Origin of the sequence: Dryocola mayonis (assembly GCF_051307045.1) — a bacterium.
In the GTDB taxonomy this organism is placed as follows: Bacteria; Pseudomonadota; Gammaproteobacteria; order Enterobacterales; family Enterobacteriaceae; genus Dryocola.
Map to the genome: position 1 here is coordinate 1,706,036 of NZ_CP150452.1, position 17,136 is coordinate 1,723,171.

Annotated in this window: 13 protein-coding genes and 5 pseudogenes; 17 read left to right on the forward strand and 1 reads right to left on the reverse strand. The window is 56.7% G+C overall.

Annotation, left to right across the window (positions count from 1 at the left end; translation table 11 throughout):
* The first annotated feature begins 4 nt into the window (after positions 1-4).
* The 11 genes and pseudogenes from WLO32_RS08290 to ptsG all read left to right on the forward strand — a co-directional run bounded on the left by WLO32_RS08290 (position 5) and on the right by ptsG (position 10,509).
* Entirely contained in the window at positions 5-958 is a 954-nt protein-coding gene (locus WLO32_RS08290) for a beta-ketoacyl-ACP synthase III (RefSeq protein WP_435947904.1), read from the forward strand.
* A 16-nt stretch (positions 959-974) separates the two neighbouring features.
* Positions 975-1,904, forward strand: a complete 930-nt coding sequence (gene fabD / locus WLO32_RS08295) for an ACP S-malonyltransferase (protein WP_435947905.1) — start codon at positions 975-977, stop codon at positions 1,902-1,904.
* A 13-nt stretch (positions 1,905-1,917) separates the two neighbouring features.
* Positions 1,918-2,653, forward strand: a pseudogene (gene fabG, locus WLO32_RS08300) (3-oxoacyl-ACP reductase FabG).
* Positions 2,654-2,807: 154 nt separating this feature from the next.
* A complete protein-coding gene (gene acpP, locus WLO32_RS08305; RefSeq protein WP_121267807.1) occupies positions 2,808-3,044 on the forward strand; it encodes an acyl carrier protein in 237 nt (78 codons plus the stop codon).
* Positions 3,045-3,131: 87 nt separating this feature from the next.
* Complete coding sequence (gene fabF / locus WLO32_RS08310; RefSeq protein WP_435947906.1) at positions 3,132-4,373, forward strand: beta-ketoacyl-ACP synthase II; 1,242 nt, start codon at positions 3,132-3,134, stop codon at positions 4,371-4,373.
* A 125-nt stretch (positions 4,374-4,498) separates the two neighbouring features.
* A pseudogene (gene pabC, locus WLO32_RS08315) lies at positions 4,499-5,300 on the forward strand (aminodeoxychorismate lyase).
* Between the two features lie 10 nt (positions 5,301-5,310).
* The gene (gene yceG / locus WLO32_RS08320; RefSeq protein WP_435947907.1) at positions 5,311-6,333 is read left to right on the forward strand and encodes a cell division protein YceG; all 1,023 of its coding nucleotides are present in this window, start codon (positions 5,311-5,313) and stop codon (positions 6,331-6,333) included.
* Entirely contained in the window at positions 6,323-6,961 is a 639-nt protein-coding gene (gene tmk, locus WLO32_RS08325) for a dTMP kinase (protein WP_435947908.1), read from the forward strand. Before yceG ends, tmk begins: the two co-directional genes overlap by 11 nt.
* Positions 6,961-7,968, forward strand: a complete 1,008-nt coding sequence (holB, locus tag WLO32_RS08330) for a DNA polymerase III subunit delta' (protein ID WP_435947909.1) — start codon at positions 6,961-6,963, stop codon at positions 7,966-7,968. Before tmk ends, holB begins: the two co-directional genes overlap by 1 nt.
* Before the next feature lie 10 nt (positions 7,969-7,978).
* Positions 7,979-8,774, forward strand: a pseudogene (locus WLO32_RS08335) (metal-dependent hydrolase).
* A gap of 300 nt (positions 8,775-9,074) precedes the next feature.
* A pseudogene (gene ptsG / locus WLO32_RS08340) lies at positions 9,075-10,509 on the forward strand (PTS glucose transporter subunit IIBC).
* A 115-nt stretch (positions 10,510-10,624) separates the two neighbouring features.
* On the opposite strand, the gene fhuE reads toward ptsG, so the two are convergent.
* Positions 10,625-12,823: a ferric-rhodotorulic acid/ferric-coprogen receptor FhuE gene (gene fhuE, locus WLO32_RS08345; protein WP_435947910.1), complete on the reverse strand. Its 2,199-nt coding sequence runs from the start codon at positions 12,821-12,823 to the stop codon at positions 10,625-10,627.
* Between the two features lie 378 nt (positions 12,824-13,201).
* Between fhuE and hinT the strand changes: the two genes are divergently transcribed.
* The 6 genes and pseudogenes from hinT (at position 13,202) to ycfP (ending at position 17,021) form a co-directional block, all read left to right on the forward strand.
* On the forward strand, positions 13,202-13,558 hold the full coding sequence (hinT, locus tag WLO32_RS08350) for a purine nucleoside phosphoramidase (protein WP_435947911.1): 357 nt from the start codon (positions 13,202-13,204) through the stop codon (positions 13,556-13,558).
* Between the two features lie 4 nt (positions 13,559-13,562).
* Positions 13,563-13,935 (forward strand): annotated as a pseudogene (locus WLO32_RS08355) (YcfL family protein).
* Positions 13,936-13,990: 55 nt separating this feature from the next.
* On the forward strand, positions 13,991-14,590 hold the full coding sequence (gene lpoB, locus WLO32_RS08360) for a penicillin-binding protein activator LpoB (protein WP_409049271.1): 600 nt from the start codon (positions 13,991-13,993) through the stop codon (positions 14,588-14,590).
* Positions 14,568-15,401 carry a thiamine kinase gene (gene thiK, locus WLO32_RS08365; RefSeq protein WP_435947912.1) on the forward strand — a complete coding sequence of 278 codons (834 nt, stop codon included), beginning with the start codon at positions 14,568-14,570 and terminating at the stop codon, positions 15,399-15,401. The genes lpoB and thiK overlap by 23 nt, the downstream gene beginning before the upstream one ends.
* Positions 15,402-15,413: 12 nt before the next feature.
* Complete coding sequence (gene nagZ / locus WLO32_RS08370; RefSeq protein WP_435947913.1) at positions 15,414-16,439, forward strand: beta-N-acetylhexosaminidase; 1,026 nt, start codon at positions 15,414-15,416, stop codon at positions 16,437-16,439.
* A gap of 39 nt (positions 16,440-16,478) precedes the next feature.
* Positions 16,479-17,021, forward strand: a complete 543-nt coding sequence (gene ycfP / locus WLO32_RS08375; protein WP_435947914.1) for an alpha/beta hydrolase YcfP — start codon at positions 16,479-16,481, stop codon at positions 17,019-17,021.
* Positions 17,022-17,136: the final 115 nt, after the last annotated feature.

Sequence of the window (17,136 nt, forward strand, 5' to 3'; positions counted from 1 at the left end):
GTACATGTATACGAAGATTATAGGTACGGGCAGCTTCCTGCCCGAACACGTGCGGACTAACGCCGACCTGGAAAAAATGGTGGATACTTCTGACGAGTGGATTGTCACCCGTACGGGTATTCGTGAACGCCGCATCGCAGCGCCTGAAGAGACCGTGGCGACCATGGGCTACGCCGCGGCAACGCGCGCCCTGGAAATGGCCGGCGTTGATAAGTCTCAGGTTGGCTTAATCATTGTTGCGACCACGTCATCGACTCACGCTTTCCCAAGCGCAGCCTGCCAGGTGCAGGGCATGTTGGGTATTAAAGGTTGCCCGGCGTTTGACGTCGCGGCCGCTTGCGCAGGCTTTACCTACGCGCTGAGCATCGCCGATCAATACGTGAAAAACGGCGCGGTAGAGTACGCGCTGGTGATTGGTTCGGACGTGCTGGCCCGAACCCTCGATCCGGAAGATCGCGGGACAATTATTCTGTTTGGCGATGGTGCGGGCGCAGTCGTTCTGGGCAAGAGCGAAGAGCCGGGCATTATTTCCACGCATCTGCATGCTGACGGCAGCTACGGCGAACTGCTGACGCTGCCAAACCAGGATCGTCTCGATCCTGCAAAATCGTCGTACCTGACGATGGCCGGCAACGAAGTCTTCAAGGTGGCGGTCACCGAGCTTGCGCACATTGTCGATGAAACGCTGGCGGCAAATAATCTGGACCGTTCTGATCTCGACTGGCTGGTGCCGCATCAGGCAAATCTGCGCATTATCAGCGCGACCGCGAAAAAGCTGGGTATGTCGATGGACAACGTTGTCGTTACGTTAGACCGCCACGGTAACACCTCCGCGGCCTCCGTGCCTGCGGCGCTGGACGAAGCGGTTCGCGACGGGCGCATTGAACGCGGGCAGCTGGTGCTGCTCGAAGCGTTCGGCGGCGGCTTTACCTGGGGTTCAGCACTGGTTCGTTTTTGATTATAGGGATTTGAAGATGACTCAATTCGCTTTTGTTTTCCCGGGGCAGGGCTCGCAGACTGTCGGCATGCTGGCTGATTTAGCGGCGAAATATCCGATTGTCGAAGCAACCTTCCGTGAAGCTTCAGACGCGCTGGGCTACGATCTTTGGGCGCTGACGCAACAGGGGCCTGCCGAAGAACTGAATAAAACCTGGCAGACCCAGCCTGCGCTGCTGGCCGCCTCGGTGGCCATCTACCGCGTGTGGGAACAGCAGGGCGGCAAAAAGCCTGCGCTGATGGCCGGCCACAGCCTGGGCGAGTATTCCGCGCTGGTTTGCGCAGGCGTAATCAACTTCGCCGATGCGGTTCGTCTGGTCGAGCTGCGCGGCAAACTGATGCAGGAAGCGGTGCCGGAAGGCACGGGCGCAATGTCTGCTATCATCGGTCTGGATGACGCCTCTATCGCTAAGGCCTGTGAAGAAGCGGCGCAGGGGCAGGTTGTCTCTCCGGTAAACTTCAACTCGCCAGGCCAGGTCGTTATCGCCGGTAACAAAGAGGCGGTAGAACGTGCAGGCGCGGCGTGTAAAGCAGCGGGCGCCAAACGTGCTCTGCCGTTACCGGTGAGCGTGCCGTCCCACTGCGCGCTGATGAAGCCTGCGGCGGAAAAATTAGCCGCGGCGCTGGAAAACATCACCTTTAACGCGCCGGCCGTACCCGTGGTGAATAACGTTGATGTGAAGTGCGAAACTTCCCCTGAGGCTATCCGTAGCGCGCTGGTACGCCAGCTCTACAGCCCGGTGCAGTGGACGAAGTCGGTAGAATTTATTGCAGCACAGGGCGTGACCCGGTTGCTGGAAGTCGGTCCGGGCAAGGTCCTGACCGGCCTGACGAAACGTATTGTTGACACCCTGAACGCAGCAGCCATCAATGAGCCTGCTTCTCTGTCAGCGGCGCTTGAGCAATAAAACGAGGAAGCCCATGAGTTTTGAAGGAAAAGTTGCGCTGGTAACCGGCGCAAGCCGCGGCATCGGCCGTGCAATCGCAGAGACCCTGGTGTCTCGCGGTGCGAAAGTTATCGGGACTGCGACCAGCGAAAGCGGCGCGCAGGCCATCAGCGACTATTTAGGCGCTAACGGTAAAGGTTTTATGCTGAATGTGACCGATCCGGCATCTATCGAGTCGGTATTAGGAAATATTCGCGCAGAATTTGGCGAAGTGGATATTCTGGTAAATAATGCCGGTATCACTCGTGATAACCTGTTAATGCGCATGAAAGATGACGAGTGGAACGATATCATCGAAACCAACCTGTCATCGGTATTCCGTCTGTCAAAAGCGGTAATGCGCGCTATGATGAAAAAGCGTCACGGTCGTATTATCACTATCGGTTCTGTGGTTGGTACCATGGGAAATGCTGGTCAGGCTAACTACGCTGCGGCGAAAGCAGGCCCTGATTGGTTTCAGTAAATCGCTGGCGCGTGAAGTCGCGTCCCGCGGTATTACTGTAAACGTTGTTGCTCCGGGCTTTATTGAAACGGACATGACGCGTGCGCTCTCTGACGATCAGCGTGCGGGTATATTGGCGCAGGTTCCAGCGGGTCGCTTAGGTGACGCAAAAGAAATCGCCAGTGCAGTAGCATTTTTAGCCTCTGACGAGGCCGGGTACATCTCTGGTGAGACCCTGCACGTCAACGGCGGAATGTATATGGTTTAACCACGAATAAAATTATTTGCGTTATTTGGGCGAATGCCCGCAAAATAGCGTAAAATCGTGGTACGACCTGCCGGGATTTAGTTGCATCTTTTTCAACATTTTATACACTACGAAAACCATCGCGAAAGCGAGTTTTGATAGGAAATTTAAGAGTATGAGCACTATCGAAGAACGCGTTAAGAAAATCATTGGCGAACAACTGGGCGTTAAGCAGGAAGAAGTAATCAACTCCGCTTCCTTCGTTGAGGACCTGGGCGCTGATTCTCTTGACACCGTTGAGCTGGTAATGGCTCTGGAAGAAGAGTTTGATACTGAGATTCCGGACGAAGAAGCTGAGAAAATCACCACCGTTCAGGCTGCCATTGATTACATCAACGGTAACCAGGCGTAAGTGAACATCTCCAGGCGGTCACTCGACCGCCTGAGTTTTATCTAATTGTCCCACAAGTCCTATTTTTTCCCTCCCTGGAGGACAAACGTGTCTAAGCGTCGTGTAGTTGTGACCGGACTGGGCATGTTGTCTCCTGTCGGCAATACCGTAGAGTCTACCTGGAAAGCTCTCCTTGCCGGTCAGAGTGGCATCAGCCTGATCGACCATTTCGATACTACCGCCTATGCAACGAAATTTGCTGGCTTAGTAAAGGATTTTAACTGTGATGACATCATCTCGCGTAAAGAACAGCGCAAGATGGATGCCTTCATTCAATATGGAATTGTCGCTGGCCATCAAGCCATGCTGGATTCTGGGCTTGAAGTAACGGAAGAGAATGCAACCCGTATCGGCGCCGCTATCGGTTCTGGTATCGGTGGGCTGGGTCTTATCGAAGAGAACCACACCTCGCTGGTTAACGGTGGACCGCGTAAAATCAGTCCCTTCTTCGTACCGTCGACGATTGTGAATATGGTGGCAGGTCACCTGACCATTATGTTCGGCCTGCGCGGCCCGAGTATTTCCATTGCCACGGCCTGTACTTCCGGCGTGCATAACATCGGCCATGCGGCGCGCATCATCGCTTACGGCGATGCGGACGCTATGCTGGCCGGTGGCGCAGAAAAAGCCAGTACGCCGCTGGGCGTCGGTGGCTTTGGCGCGGCGCGTGCGCTCTCCACCCGCAACGATAACCCGCAGGCGGCAAGCCGTCCTTGGGATAAAGACCGTGACGGCTTTGTGCTCGGTGACGGCGCCGGCGTGATTATGCTCGAAGAGTATGAACACGCGAAAAAACGCGGCGCGAAGATCTACGCGGAAATCGTTGGTTTTGGTATGAGCAGCGATGCCTACCATATGACCTCCCCGCCGGATACCGGCGCCGGGGCAGCTCTGGCGATGGAAAATGCGCTGCGCGATGCGGGCATCACTCCGGGGCAGATCGGCTATGTCAACGCGCACGGCACCTCGACGCCTGCCGGTGACAAAGCGGAAACCCAGGCGGTGAAATCTATCTTTGGTGCAGACGCAAGCCGGGTTCTGGTGAGCTCCACTAAATCGATGACCGGTCACCTGCTGGGTGCTGCGGGTGCGGTAGAGTCTATCTACTCCATCCTGGCGCTGCGCGATCAGGCCGTTCCGCCAACCATCAACCTCGACAATCCTGACGAAGGCTGCGATCTGGACTTTGTTCCGCACGTTGCGCGCCAGGTTTCAGGGCTGGAGTACACGCTGTGTAACTCCTTCGGCTTTGGTGGCACCAACGGTTCTCTGATCTTTAAGAAGATCTAAACCGTTTGCATAAAGGGCTCGCCTGCGGGCCCTTTATGTTTTTCCATCCCACACTTCAGATTTCCTCTCTTGCTGCTTTCTCTTCGCGCTGGCACGCTGTGGCCATCAAACCCCGAGGAATCGCTATGTACTTAATCAATGGACAGTGGCAGACGACGCTCCCGGCAAACGATCGGGCGGTGCAGTTCGGCGACGGCTGTTTTACAACGGCGGCTGTCAGCAAGGGAAAGGTAAATTTTAGCGAGCGGCACCTTCGCCGTTTACGGCTTGCCTGCGAAAAGCTTCTGCTGCCCTTTAGCGAGTGGACAAAGCTTGCCGATGAAATGCAGCAGCTCGCGATGAACGAAGAGCGGGCGGTTCTTAAAGTCATTATCAGCCGCGGCGCCGGCGGGCGAGGGTACAGCGCGGCGAACTGTAATCAGCCGGTTCGTATTCTCAGCGTTTCTCCTTTTCCCGCATTTTATGACGACTGGCGAAAAGAGGGCATAAGCCTTGCGCTCAGCCCCGTTTGCCTTGGCGTGAATCCGCACCTTGCCGGCATAAAGCATCTCAACCGGCTCGAGCAGGTGCTAATCCGTACGCATCTTGAACAGACTCCCGCTCAGGAGGCCCCTGGTCCTTGACAGTGACGGGTGGCTTACGGAATGCTGTGCCGCTAATTTATTCTGGCGTAAGGGAGATGAGGTCTGTACCCCTTATGTCGATCGGGCGGGCGTCAACGGTACGATGCGTCAGCACATTATCGCCAGCCTGAACAAGGCAGGCCGGCAGGTCAGGCAGGTGCGCGAGAGGGTTGAAACGCTTGCCACAGCCGACGAGCTGATTATCTGTAACGCGCTGATGCCGGTCGTGCCGGTTAAGCAGGCGGAGTCCTGGCGTTACGCTTCGCGCGAGCTTTATCATTTTTTAGCGCCACTTTGTGAGTAAACGATTACCGATGAAAAAAATGTTACGTTTCTTTGTGCTGTTGCTGGTGGTTCTGGGGATCGCCGCGGGCGTCGGCATGTGGAAAGTCCGCCAGCTGGCGAACAGCCATCTGACCATTAAGCAGGAAACGATTTTCACCCTGAAAGCCGGAACCGGCCGTCTTGCCCTGGGCCGGCAGCTTTATGAAGAGAAGCTGATTAACCGGCCTCGCGTGTTCCAGTGGCTGCTGAAGGTAAAGCCCGAGCTTGCCAGATTTAAAGCGGGCACCTACCGCCTTACTCCGCAGATGACCGTGCGCGACATGCTCAGGCTGCTTGCCAGCGGTAAAGAAGCGCAGTTCCCCATCCGTTTTGTGGAAGGCATGCGCCTGAGCGACTGGTTAGAACAGCTGCGTGAAGCACCGTACATTAAACACACGCTGGCCGATGACAGCTACGCGACGGTGGCCGCGGCCCTCAAGCTTGAGCATCCGGACTGGACGGAAGGCTGGTTCTACCCGGACACCTGGCTTTATACCGCCAATACCACGGATGTGGCGCTGCTCAAGCGCGCCCATGAGCGTATGAAGAAAGCGGTGCAGGAAGCCTGGGACGGGAAAATCGACGGCCTGCCGTACAAAACGCAAAACGACTTTGTGACCATGGCCTCCATCGTTGAGAAGGAAACCGCCGTTGCCGGTGAACGCGACCGCGTCTCTTCGGTATTTATCAATCGCCTGCGCATCGGTATGCGTTTACAAACGGATCCGACGGTGATTTACGGCATGGGGGATAGCTATAATGGTAAACTGTCGCGCAAAGACCTTGAGACGCCCACGCCTTATAACACCTATGTGATAAGCGGCATGCCGCCGGGCCCGATTGCCATTCCGAGCGTGGCTTCGCTACAGGCCGCGGCGCATCCGGCGAAAACGCCCTATCTCTATTTTGTTGCCGACGGTAAAGGCGGACACACCTTTAATACCAACCTCGCCAGCCACAACCAGGCGGTGCAGGTGTATATCAAAGCACTGAAGGACAAGCATGGACAGTAAATTTATCGTCATCGAGGGGCTCGAAGGGGCAGGGAAAACCAACGCGCATAACGTCGTGGTCGCCACCCTGCAGGAGCTGGGCGTCACCGATCTGGTCTTCACGCGCGAGCCGGGCGGCACGCCGCTTGCGGAAAGGCTGCGCGAGCTTACGCTGAACAACAAAGGCATTGGCGACGAAGCGGTCACCGATAAAGCCGAAGTGCTGATGTTTTACGCCGCGCGGGTGCAGCTGGTTGAAACTGTTATCAAACCGGCTCTGGCACGCGGCTGCTGGGTGATAGGCGATCGCCATGACCTTTCGACCCAGGCCTATCAGGGCGGCGGCCGCCGTATCGATCGTGAGCTGCTGATGGCGCTGCGAAACACCGTCCTGGGGGATTTCTATCCTGACCTGACGCTTTATCTGGACGTCACGCCGGAGGTGGGCCTGACCCGCGCCCGCGCCCGCGGCGAGCTGGACCGCATTGAGCAGGAGTCTGTCGATTTCTTTAACCGTACCCGCGCCCGCTACCTGCAGCTTGCGGCGGAGGACAGCCGTATCAAAACCATTGACGCCACACGGTCGCTGGAGGAAGTCTCCGCGGCGGTGCGTCGCGCCGTCGTTGAATGGTTTAAGGGCCTTAACTGATGAAATGGTATCCGTGGCTGCGCGGCCCGTTTGAGCAAATCCTCAGCCAGCATCAGGCCGGCCGCGGGCACCATGCGTTACTGCTTCACGCGCTGCCCGGCATGGGCGACGATGCGCTGATTTACGCCCTCAGCCGCTGGATAATGTGTCAGCGCCCGCAGGGCAATAAAAGCTGCGGGCAGTGCCGCAGCTGCCAGCTGATGCAGGCCGGGAACCACCCGGACAGCTATGTTATCGAGCCTGAAAAGGGCAAGGCCAGCCTCGGCATCGACAGCATTCGTGAAATTACCGAAAAGCTTTACGGGCACGCCCAGCAGGGCGGGGCAAAGGTTGTCTGGCTGAAAGATGCGGGCCTGCTGACGGAAGCGGCAGCCAACGCGCTGCTTAAAACGCTCGAAGAGCCGCCTGCGAATACCTGGTTCTTCCTTGGCTGCGGTGAGCCCGCGCGTTTGCCCGCTACCCTGCGCAGCCGCTGCCTGTACTGGTATTTATCGCCGCCGGATGAAACCTTTGCTCTGGCCTGGCTTGCCCGGGAAAGCTCCTTTGACGCAGCCCAGCTGCGCGCCGCTTTACGTCTGAGTTCCGGCGCACCGGCAGCCGCGCTTGAACTTCTGCAGCCCGGCAACTGGAAGCACCGTCAGGCTTTATGCGAAAAGCTCGCGCAGGCCTGTGCTTCCCGCGACATGCTGACGCTGCTGCCGGCGCTGAATCATGACGAGGCCGCCCGGCGTATCCACTGGCTTAGCTCACTGCTGCTTGATGCGCTGAAATGGCAGCAGGGCGCGGGACGGTGGCTGGCGAATGATGATATGCAGCCGCTGGTGGCAACGCTCGCCGCCAGCGCTGCGCCTGCCGTGCTGCAGGCGATGCTGCAAAGCTGGTTCACCTGCCGCGACTCGTTGCTGACGGTGGTGGGCGTGAACCGCGAGCTGCTGATTACTGAACAACTGCTGACCTGGGAGCGTTACATGCAGCCGGGTGCTATCCTTCCTTCTCCACATCTTTAAGAGTGTCTGTATGTTTCTGGTTGACTCACACTGCCATCTTGATGGCCTGGATTATCAGTCCCTGCATAAAAACGTCGATGACGTGCTGGAAAAAGCGGCGGCGAGAGACGTGAAGTTCTGCCTCGCCGTTGCCACCACCCTTAACGGCTACCGCGGGATGCGCGAGCTGGTGGGCGAGCGCGACAACGTCGCCTTTTCCTGCGGCGTTCATCCGCTTAACCAGGATGAAGAGTACGACGTTGAAGAGCTGCGTCGCCTGGCGGCGGAGCCTGGCGTTGTGGCGATGGGCGAAACGGGGCTGGATTACTTCTATACCCCTGAAACCAAGCCGCGCCAGCAGGAATCCTTCCGCAACCATATCCGCATCGGCCCGCGAACTCAACAAACCGGTGATCGTGCATACGCGCGATGCGCGCGCGGATACCCTGGCGATTCTGCACGATGAGAAAGTGACAGAATGTGGCGGGGTACTACACTGTTTTACAGAAGATCGGGAAACGGCGGGAAAGCTGCTGGATATGGGTTTTTACATCTCCTTTTCCGGCATTTTGACCTTCCGCAATGCGGAGCAGCTGCGTGACGCGGCGCGCTACGTCCCGCTTGACCGGATGCTGGTGGAAACCGATTCGCCGTACCTTGCGCCCGTACCGCATCGGGGCAAGGAGAATCAACCGGCGATGACGCGCGATGTAGCAGAATACATGGCGGTACTGAAGGGTGTTTCGGTGGAAGAGCTGGCCGTGGCGACCACGAAAAACTTTGCTGATTTGTTCCACATCCCGCCTTCACGCCTGCAGGGCGCCTGATTATTCTCACTTATTTTAAAGCTCGTAATTAATCATGGAAGCGAGTAAAGTGCTCCGCCATAAAAAGGGCGGAGCACGTCATTTCTGAAACAATCAGACATGAGTTATGTAAATTAATGAAAGTTTTAGGCCGGGCTCTCCTGGAAACGTGATAGCCGTCAAACAAAGTTTTCTCTATTTATTTTACTCTGCGTAATAAATAAAGGGCACTTAGATGTCCTGTTTATGGACCGGCTCTCCCCCCGGTCCGATGCGCATAATGCGTAAAAAAAACACAAATACTCAGGAGCACTCTCTATTATGTTTAAGAATGCATTTGCTAACCTGCAAAAGGTGGGTAAATCGCTGATGTTGCCGGTATCCGTACTGCCTATCGCAGGTATCCTGCTGGGCGTCGGTTCTGCAAACTTCAGCTGGCTGCCAGCAGTGGTTTCTCACGTTATGGCGGAAGCGGGCGGTTCAGTTTTCGCCAACATGCCGCTGATCTTCGCCATCGGTGTCGCGCTGGGCTTCACCAATAACGACGGCGTTTCCGCGCTGGGCCTCCGTGGTTGCTTACGGCATTATGGTGAAAACCATGGCTGTGGTTGCACCGCTGGTCCTGCATCTGCCTGCTGAAGAGATAGCGGCCAAACACCTTGCTGATACGGGTGTGCTGGGCGGTATCATCTCCGGTGCTATTGCAGCCTACATGTTCAACCGCTTCTACCGTATTAAGCTGCCTGAGTATCTGGGCTTCTTCGCCGGTAAGCGTTTCGTGCCGATCATCTCCGGTCTGGCTGCGATCTTTATGGGCGTTGTGCTGTCCTTCATCTGGCCGCCAATCGGTACGGCTATTCAGACCTTCTCTCAGTGGGCTGCTTACCAGAACCCGGTTGTCGCCTTTGGCATCTACGGCTTCGTAGAGCGCTGCCTGGTGCCGTTCGGTCTGCACCACATCTGGAACGTTCCATTCCAGATGCAGATTGGTGAATACACCAACGCCGCAGGTCAGGTGTTCCACGGCGATATCCCTCGCTACATGGCGGGCGACCCAACCGCGGGCAAACTGTCCGGTGGCTTCCTGTTCAAAATGTACGGTCTGCCGGCTGCGGCTATCGCTATCTGGCACTCGGCGAAACCTGAGAACCGTGCGAAAGTTGGCGGCATCATGATCTCCGCTGCGCTGACTTCGTTCCTGACCGGTATCACCGAGCCAATCGAATTCTCCTTCATGTTCGTGGCTCCAATCCTGTATGTCATCCACGCGGTGCTGGCAGGCCTGGCGTTCCCAATCTGTATCCTGCTGGGTATGCGTGACGGGACCTCCTTCTCACACGGTCTGATTGACTTCATCGTGCTGAGCGGTAACAGCAGCAAGCTGTGGCTGTTCCCAATCGTTGGCCTGTGCTACGCGGCTGTTTACTACACCGTGTTCCGCGTGCTGATTAAAGCGCTGGACCTGAAAACTCCGGGTCGTGAAGACGCAACCGCTGAAACCAGCGCGACTTCCACCAGCGAAATGGCGCCGGCTCTGGTTAACGCCTTCGGCGGTAAAGAAAATATCACTAACCTCGACGCATGTATTACCCGTCTGCGTGTTAGCGTGGCCGACGTTTCTAAAGTCGACCAGGCCGGCCTGAAGAAACTGGGTGCGGCAGGCGTTGTGGTAGCGGGTTCCGGCGTTCAGGCTATTTTCGGGACTAAATCCGATAACCTGAAAACTGAAATGGATGAGTGGATCCGTAACAGCTAAGCCGTAATTTGGGGAGACTAAGGCAGCCGAACGGCTGCCTTTTTTAATGCCTGAAACGGACCGGTACCCATAAAAAAGGGGAGCCTGACGGCTCCCCTGAGTTTGCTATCGGCTATCAGAAACGATAGCTGGCGGTCACGCTGACGTTGCGCGGCTCGCCGTAAACAATCGAACCTTCAACGTTGGTGTCATAAGTCTTGTCGAGCAGGTTATTAATATTACCCTGCAAGGAGAAGTTTTTCGTGACCTCATAGCGGGTGAACAGATCAACCAGCGCGTAGCTGCCTTGCTCTGAACGCCATGCGCCGTATGCCGTACTTACATCGCTGTAAACGCGGTTCTGCCAGTTTACGCCGCCGCCTACGGTCAGCTCGGGCACGGCCGGCAGACGATAGCTGGTGAACAGCTTCACGCTGGTGCGCGGCAGATTCGGGTTAACCGCATTGCCCGCGTCGTCTTCCGCAACGTAGCGCGTGGCGCCGAAGGTCATCTGCCAGTTGTCGGTCAGCGCGCCGTTGATTTCAAACTCAACGCCTTTGCTTACCGTGCCATCCACGCCTTTATAGGCGGTATCTGTCGAGCCGGAAATAATTTGGCCGGTGCTCTGGGCCACGTTGTCCTGCTCGATGCGGAACACGGATAGCGTGGTAGTCAGGCGGCTGTTCATCCAGTCAGATTTCAGCCCCACCTCGTAGTTATTGCCGGTAATCGGCGCGAGGTATTTACCCGTGCTGTCACGGTATTCCTGCGGTTGGAAAATAGAGGTATAGCTGGCGTAGGCAGACCAGTTATCGTCGATGTCATAGACCAGACCCGCATAAGGCGTAGTGTGGTTTTTCTCCATGCTGTAGGCCAGGGTATCGACACGCCAGTTGGTATAGCGCGCGCCGAGGATCAGATGCAAAGGATCGGCCAGCGAGACGCGGGTCGCGGCATACAGCGACTTCATATGCTTTCTGTCATCCTGAGCAATGGTCTGCTCGCCCCAGTTGGTTTCCGGGAAATTGCCGTCATAGTCGTAGAAGCTGCCCAGCTCGTCCGGGAAGACGTTCGCCCAGGTATTGAAATAACGGTTCGTTTGCTTGCTGTAGCTGGTGCCGACCATCAGGTTATGCTGGCGGCCGAAAAGGTCATAGCTGCCGTCAGCGAAGAGATCTAACGCGTCCACCTTACGCTTGCCGCTATTCCAGCCCGTGCCGCCGACATAGTCAAAACCTGGACCGTAGCTGCCGTACGGGCCAACCAGCATGCCCGTCTCTTTATTCACCACCGCGTCCAGATACATGGTTTTACTGTCGAATTTGGCTTCGGTATGGGTCGCGTTCAGCGTCGCCTGCCAGGTTTCGGCAAAACGTTGGGTGAGGGTCATAAAGACTTTATTGAACTCTTTATCGTTATAAGCCCAGTCCGGTGCCGTACTGTGGGCGCGATCGTAATGTTTTTTGCTGCCGTCGGTATTCCAGCGCGGCAGGCCGCCCCAGGTCGGGCTGTTCACGTCGATACGCTGATATTCATAGCCCGCCGAGAGGCTGGTGGCGTCCCCCAGATCGGTATCAAGGATGCCGGAGAAGAAGGTCTTTTCGTTGTTGTAACGGTCAAGCCATGAGTCGTTATTCTGATAACCCGCCACGATTCGGGCGCGTACCTTGCCGTCTTCGGTCAGCGGGCTTTGTAAATCAGCGACGTAGCGCTCTTTATTCCAGCTGCCGTATTCCGCGGAGAGATCGCCCTTAAACTCACGGCTGGTGGCATGTTTGCGAACCATATTGATAGCCGCTGAAGGATTGCCCGCGCCGGTCATCAGGCCGTTTGCGCCGCGGACCACTTCTACGCGATCGAAAAGCGCCGTATCAGACAGGGCATCGCCGAGGTTCCAGCGGGACTCAAAGTAGGTTGGAATGCCGTCGACCATGTAGTTATCAATCTGAAAACCACGTGAGTAATAAAGGCTGCGATCGGAGTCAGCGCTGCTTTTGCTAATCCCAAGCGTGTTATCCATGACGTCGCCCAGCGTATGCAATTGCTGATCTTCCATGCGCTGCTGGCTAACGATAGTGACAGACTGCGGGATGTCCCGCTGGGTCATGTTCATTTTGGTGCCGGCGGTGGTGGTCTTTACGCTGTAATCCTGCTCCTGGTCGTTGGTTACGCCCGCGTCAGCCGTGGTTCCTTCAACGATCAGCGTATCTTCGGTATTAGCTGTTGCAGCAAAGCCTGCGGCTGGTGTCAGAGCAAAAGCGATACAAACAGCCAGCAAAGAAGGCGCGGCGACGATCGACCGCTGGGCATCCCTGGCATGAATGGATAAAGACATCATGAACCCTTAATCAAGATTTTGAAGTTAAGCCCCGGGGCTAAAAATATCCGCCTGCCGGGTGCGTTTTTGTTTTTTCTGTGAGGAAATTGCGCATGAAAATGCAAATGAGAAATATACGCATTAGGATTGGCGCTGTAAATATATGTTACATCGATGAATGAAATATGAATTTGGCCGCCGCGCGCCGGGAAGAGGCGAGGGAACGGTTAGTAGAGCAGCAGCCAGGGGGCCTTAAGGCAAAGAAATGAAGGGTTAAGGTTGAAAGAGCAGGAGTAAGTCGCTCATACTCTTAGCCTATATCGCAGGGACAAAATTGTTGGGCCCTGCGCTACGCCTGCAGCTTACGCCACTAACTAATGAAAAAAGGTAAACGTCATGGCCGAAGAAACTATTTTCAGTAAAATCATACGCCGCGAAATCCCGGCCGATATCGTTTATCAGGACGAGCTGGTCACCGCCTTTCGCGATATCTCTCCCCAGGCGCCTACCCATATCCTCATCGTTCCCAACGTGCTGATCCCGACGGTAAACCACGTCACCGCCGAGCATGAGCAGGCGCTGGGACGCATGCTTACGGCGGCGGCGAAGATTGCCGAGCAGGAAGGCATCGCGGAAGACGGCTATCGTTTAATCATGAACTGCAACCGCCACGGCGGGCAGGAAGTTTATCATATCCATATGCACCTGCTGGGTGGACGCGCGCTCGGGCCGATGCTGACCCATAAGGGATAAGGCGATGAAAAGCCCTCGCTTACTGCTGTTGGCGCTCGCGCTGCTGGCGGGCTGCAGCTCCCGTCCCGCGATCCCGGTGAACGAACAGCAGTCGCTGGTGATGGAGTCATCGGTGCTGGCCGGCGGGATCAGCGCAGAAAAACCAGATATTTCATTAATTGATGGCGCCACCGTCTCGCAATCTGAGCTATATAATGAGCGAAGCGTTCCGGTTACGGTTAACTATCGTTTCTACTGGTACGACGCAAAAGGGCTGGAGATTCATCCGCTCGAAAAACCACGTTCAGTCACGATACCGGCAAAATCTTTATTAACGGTATCTTCCACGGCCCGGTTATCCGGATGCGCGTAAAGTGCGTCTTTATCTCTCTTTATAAGGGGTGAATTTTGATTAGGGGAATCCATCGTTATCTGGCGGTCGCCGTAGCGGCGATGATTTTGTCCGGCTGTATCAACCGTGGCGGCGAGCAGCCGGCGCCGGTTGAAGAGGTTAAGCCGGGCGCCACTCAGCCCGCGCAGCCTGAGCCTACGGTTCCGTCAGTACCGACAGTACCGACGCAGCCTGGCCCAATTACCCAGCCGGAGCCAACCATTCCTGCGACGCCGAAAGTACGCACCTACGACTGGGGCAGCGCGATGCAGCCTCTGGTCGGCCAGATGCTGCAGGCCGAAGGCGTCACGCCGGGCGGCGTGCTGCTGGTGGACAGCGTGAATAACCGTACCAACGGCTCGCTGGATGCCAGCAAAGCAACGGAAGCCCTGCGCGGCGCGCTTGCCAACAACAGCAAATTTACGCTGGTTTCCGCTCAGCAACTGTCGGTCGCTAAACAGCAGCTGGGCCTGTCGCCGCAGGACAGCCTGGGCTCGCGCAGCAAAGCTATCGGCATCGCGCGTAACGTAGGCGCGCAGTATGTGCTGTACAGCAACGCCAGCGGCAACGTACGTTCGCCAACGGTCAAAATGCAGCTGATGCTGGTGCAAACCGGCGAAATTATCTGGTCGGGCAGCGGTGCGGTACAGCAAACCCAGTAACGCTTCGCTGCACAAAGTGATTGCGCACTATCTTCCGGCGGCTCAGGCCGCCGGTTGCTTTTCTGCGCTGGAAGGACTGAGCGGCGGCGGCCTGCATTTCAAAGTCGGCGAGCGGGAGTATGTCGCCCGCCAGCGGCTGCGGACATCGATGCCTGGCGTTTCGTTAAGGCGGCAGTACCGGGCGCTAAAGCGCCTGCCTGCGGGAATTGGCCCGGCGCCGGTTTGTCTGGCTGATGGCTGGCTTATCGTGCAGTGGCTTGCCGGCGAGGTCAAACCTGAGCCTGCTCCCCGCTACGCGCTCGGCTCCCTGCTAAATCGTTTGCATCGTCAGCGCCGCTTCGGCTGGCGAATCAGCCTGTTACCGCTGCTTGAGTTTTACTGGCAGCATGCCGCTCCGGCGCGCAGAAGCCTGGACTGGCTGCGCCGTTTAAAGACCATGAAGCGCCGCGGCGAGCCAAAACCTTTACGGCTTGCGCCTTTGCATATGGACGTTCATGCCGGCAACCTTGTTTACCAGCGCGATGAAATGAAACTCATCGACTGGGAATATGCGGGCGACGGAGATATCGCGCTGGAGCTGGCGGCGGCGGTCGCTGCAAATAATATTAACGATGATGAGCTGCTGCGCGCCTACGCAGGCTTCAGCAATATCGATCCCGCAACGCTGCAGCGTCAGGTCGCCCGCTGGCGGCCATGGGTTATGATGCTGATGGCGTCGTGGTATGAATGCCGCTGGCGGCAAACGCAGGACAAAACATTTTTAACGCTGGCAGACGAGGCCTGGAGCCTGCTGCGGGCGACGAACCAATAAAGAGAGGTAGATGTGGGCCCGGTAATGTTGGATGTGGCAGGCTTTGAGCTGGATGCCGAAGAGCGTGAGATTCTGCAGCACCCGCTGGTGGGCGGGCTGATACTTTTCACCCGCAACTATCACGATCCCGAGCAGCTGCGCGAGCTTGTCCGGCAAATACGCGCGGCCTCGCGCAACCGGCTGGTGGTGGCCGTCGATCAGGAAGGCGGGCGCGTGCAGCGTTTCCGTGAAGGCTTCACCCGTCTGCCGGCGGCGCAGTCTTTTGCGGCGCTGCATGGCCTTGAGAAAGGCGGCGAGCTGGCCCGCGAAGCAGGCTGGCTGATGGCAAGCGAAATGATCGCCATGGATATCGACATCAGCTTTGCGCCGGTGCTGGATATCGGCCATATCAGCGCGGCGATCGGCGAGCGCTCCTATCATGAAGATCCGGACAAAGCGCTGGCGCTGGCGACGTGCTTTATCGACGGCATGCACGCGGCGGGCATGAAAACCACCGGTAAGCATTTTCCGGGCCACGGCACGGTCACGGCTGATTCCCACAAGGAAACTCCGCGCGACGAGCGCGAAGAGGCCGTTATCCGCCAGCACGACATGCAAATTTTCCGCTCGCTGATCTCCGCTAACAAACTTGACGCCATCATGCCGGCGCACGTGATTTACACCGATGTCGATCCTCGCCCGGCAAGCGGTTCGCCGCACTGGTTAAAAACCGTACTGCGCGGCGAGTTAGGATTTGCAGGGGTGATTTTCTCGGACGATCTGTCGATGGAGGGCGCGGCGATTATGGGCAGCTACGCCGAACGCGGCCAGGCGTCGCTGGACGCAGGTTGCGATATGATCCTTGTCTGCAATAATCGTAAGGGCGCCGTGAGCGTGCTGGATAACCTGTCTCCGGTCAAAGCAGACCGTGTTACGGGTTTGTATCATAAAGGTTCATTTACCCGTCAGGAGCTGATGGCTTCTGAGCGCTGGCAGCAGGCTAACCGGCAGCTCGAGGCGCTGCATGAACGCTGGCAGGCGCACAAGGCGGGACTTTAACCCTCAGGCCGGAAGGCCTGTTTTCGCGGTGAGGATGCAATGATTATCTATCTACACGGTTTTGACTCTAACAGTCCCGGTAACCATGAAAAGGTGCTGCAGCTTCAGTTTATCGACCCGGACGTGCGGCTTATCAGCTACAGCACGCGGCACCCGAAGCATGACATGCAGCACCTGCTCAAAGAGGTGGACAAGATGCTGCAGCTTAGCGATGACGAACGCCCGCTGATTTGCGGCGTGGGGCTGGGCGGCTACTGGGCCGAACGCATCGGCTTTCTGTGCGATATCCGCCAGGTGATCTTTAACCCGAATCTGTTCCCGCAGGAGAACATGGAAGGGAAAATCGACCGCCCGGAAGAGTACGCGGACATCGCTACCAAATGCGTGCAGAACTTTCGTGAGAAAAATCGCGACCGCTGCCTGGCCATCCTGTCGCGCCAGGACGAAGCGCTGGATAACAAGCGCTCCGCGCAGACGCTGCACCCTTATTATGAGATCATCTGGGATAGCGAGCAGACCCACAAATTTAAAAATATTTCCCCGCATCTTCAACGCATTAAGGCTTTCAAAACGCTGGGTTAACCACCCGGCAGGCCGTTTAAAAAATCCCCGGGCCAGCGTTCGCTGGCCCTTTTGTTTATCTTTTCGGCATAAAATTTGATGCATATCAATTTTGGTATGACCAATGCACCCTTCG

What these genes read in the sequence shown, in the direction of transcription:
- WLO32_RS08290 (WP_435947904.1), top strand. Translation starts at nt 5, where the DNA reads ATGTATACGAAGATTATAGGTACGGGCAGCTTCCTGCCCGAACACGTG.
- fabD (WP_435947905.1), top strand. Translation starts at nt 975, where the DNA reads ATGACTCAATTCGCTTTTGTTTTCCCGGGGCAGGGCTCGCAGACTGTC.
- acpP (WP_121267807.1), top strand. Translation starts at nt 2,808, where the DNA reads ATGAGCACTATCGAAGAACGCGTTAAGAAAATCATTGGCGAACAACTG.
- yceG (WP_435947907.1), top strand. Translation starts at nt 5,311, where the DNA reads ATGAAAAAAATGTTACGTTTCTTTGTGCTGTTGCTGGTGGTTCTGGGG.
- tmk (WP_435947908.1), top strand. Translation starts at nt 6,323, where the DNA reads ATGGACAGTAAATTTATCGTCATCGAGGGGCTCGAAGGGGCAGGGAAA.
- holB (WP_435947909.1), top strand. Translation starts at nt 6,961, where the DNA reads ATGAAATGGTATCCGTGGCTGCGCGGCCCGTTTGAGCAAATCCTCAGC.
- fhuE (WP_435947910.1), bottom strand. Translation starts at nt 12,823, where the DNA reads ATGTCTTTATCCATTCATGCCAGGGATGCCCAGCGGTCGATCGTCGCC.
- hinT (WP_435947911.1), top strand. Translation starts at nt 13,202, where the DNA reads ATGGCCGAAGAAACTATTTTCAGTAAAATCATACGCCGCGAAATCCCG.
- lpoB (WP_409049271.1), top strand. Translation starts at nt 13,991, where the DNA reads ATGATTTTGTCCGGCTGTATCAACCGTGGCGGCGAGCAGCCGGCGCCG.
- ycfP (WP_435947914.1), top strand. Translation starts at nt 16,479, where the DNA reads ATGATTATCTATCTACACGGTTTTGACTCTAACAGTCCCGGTAACCAT.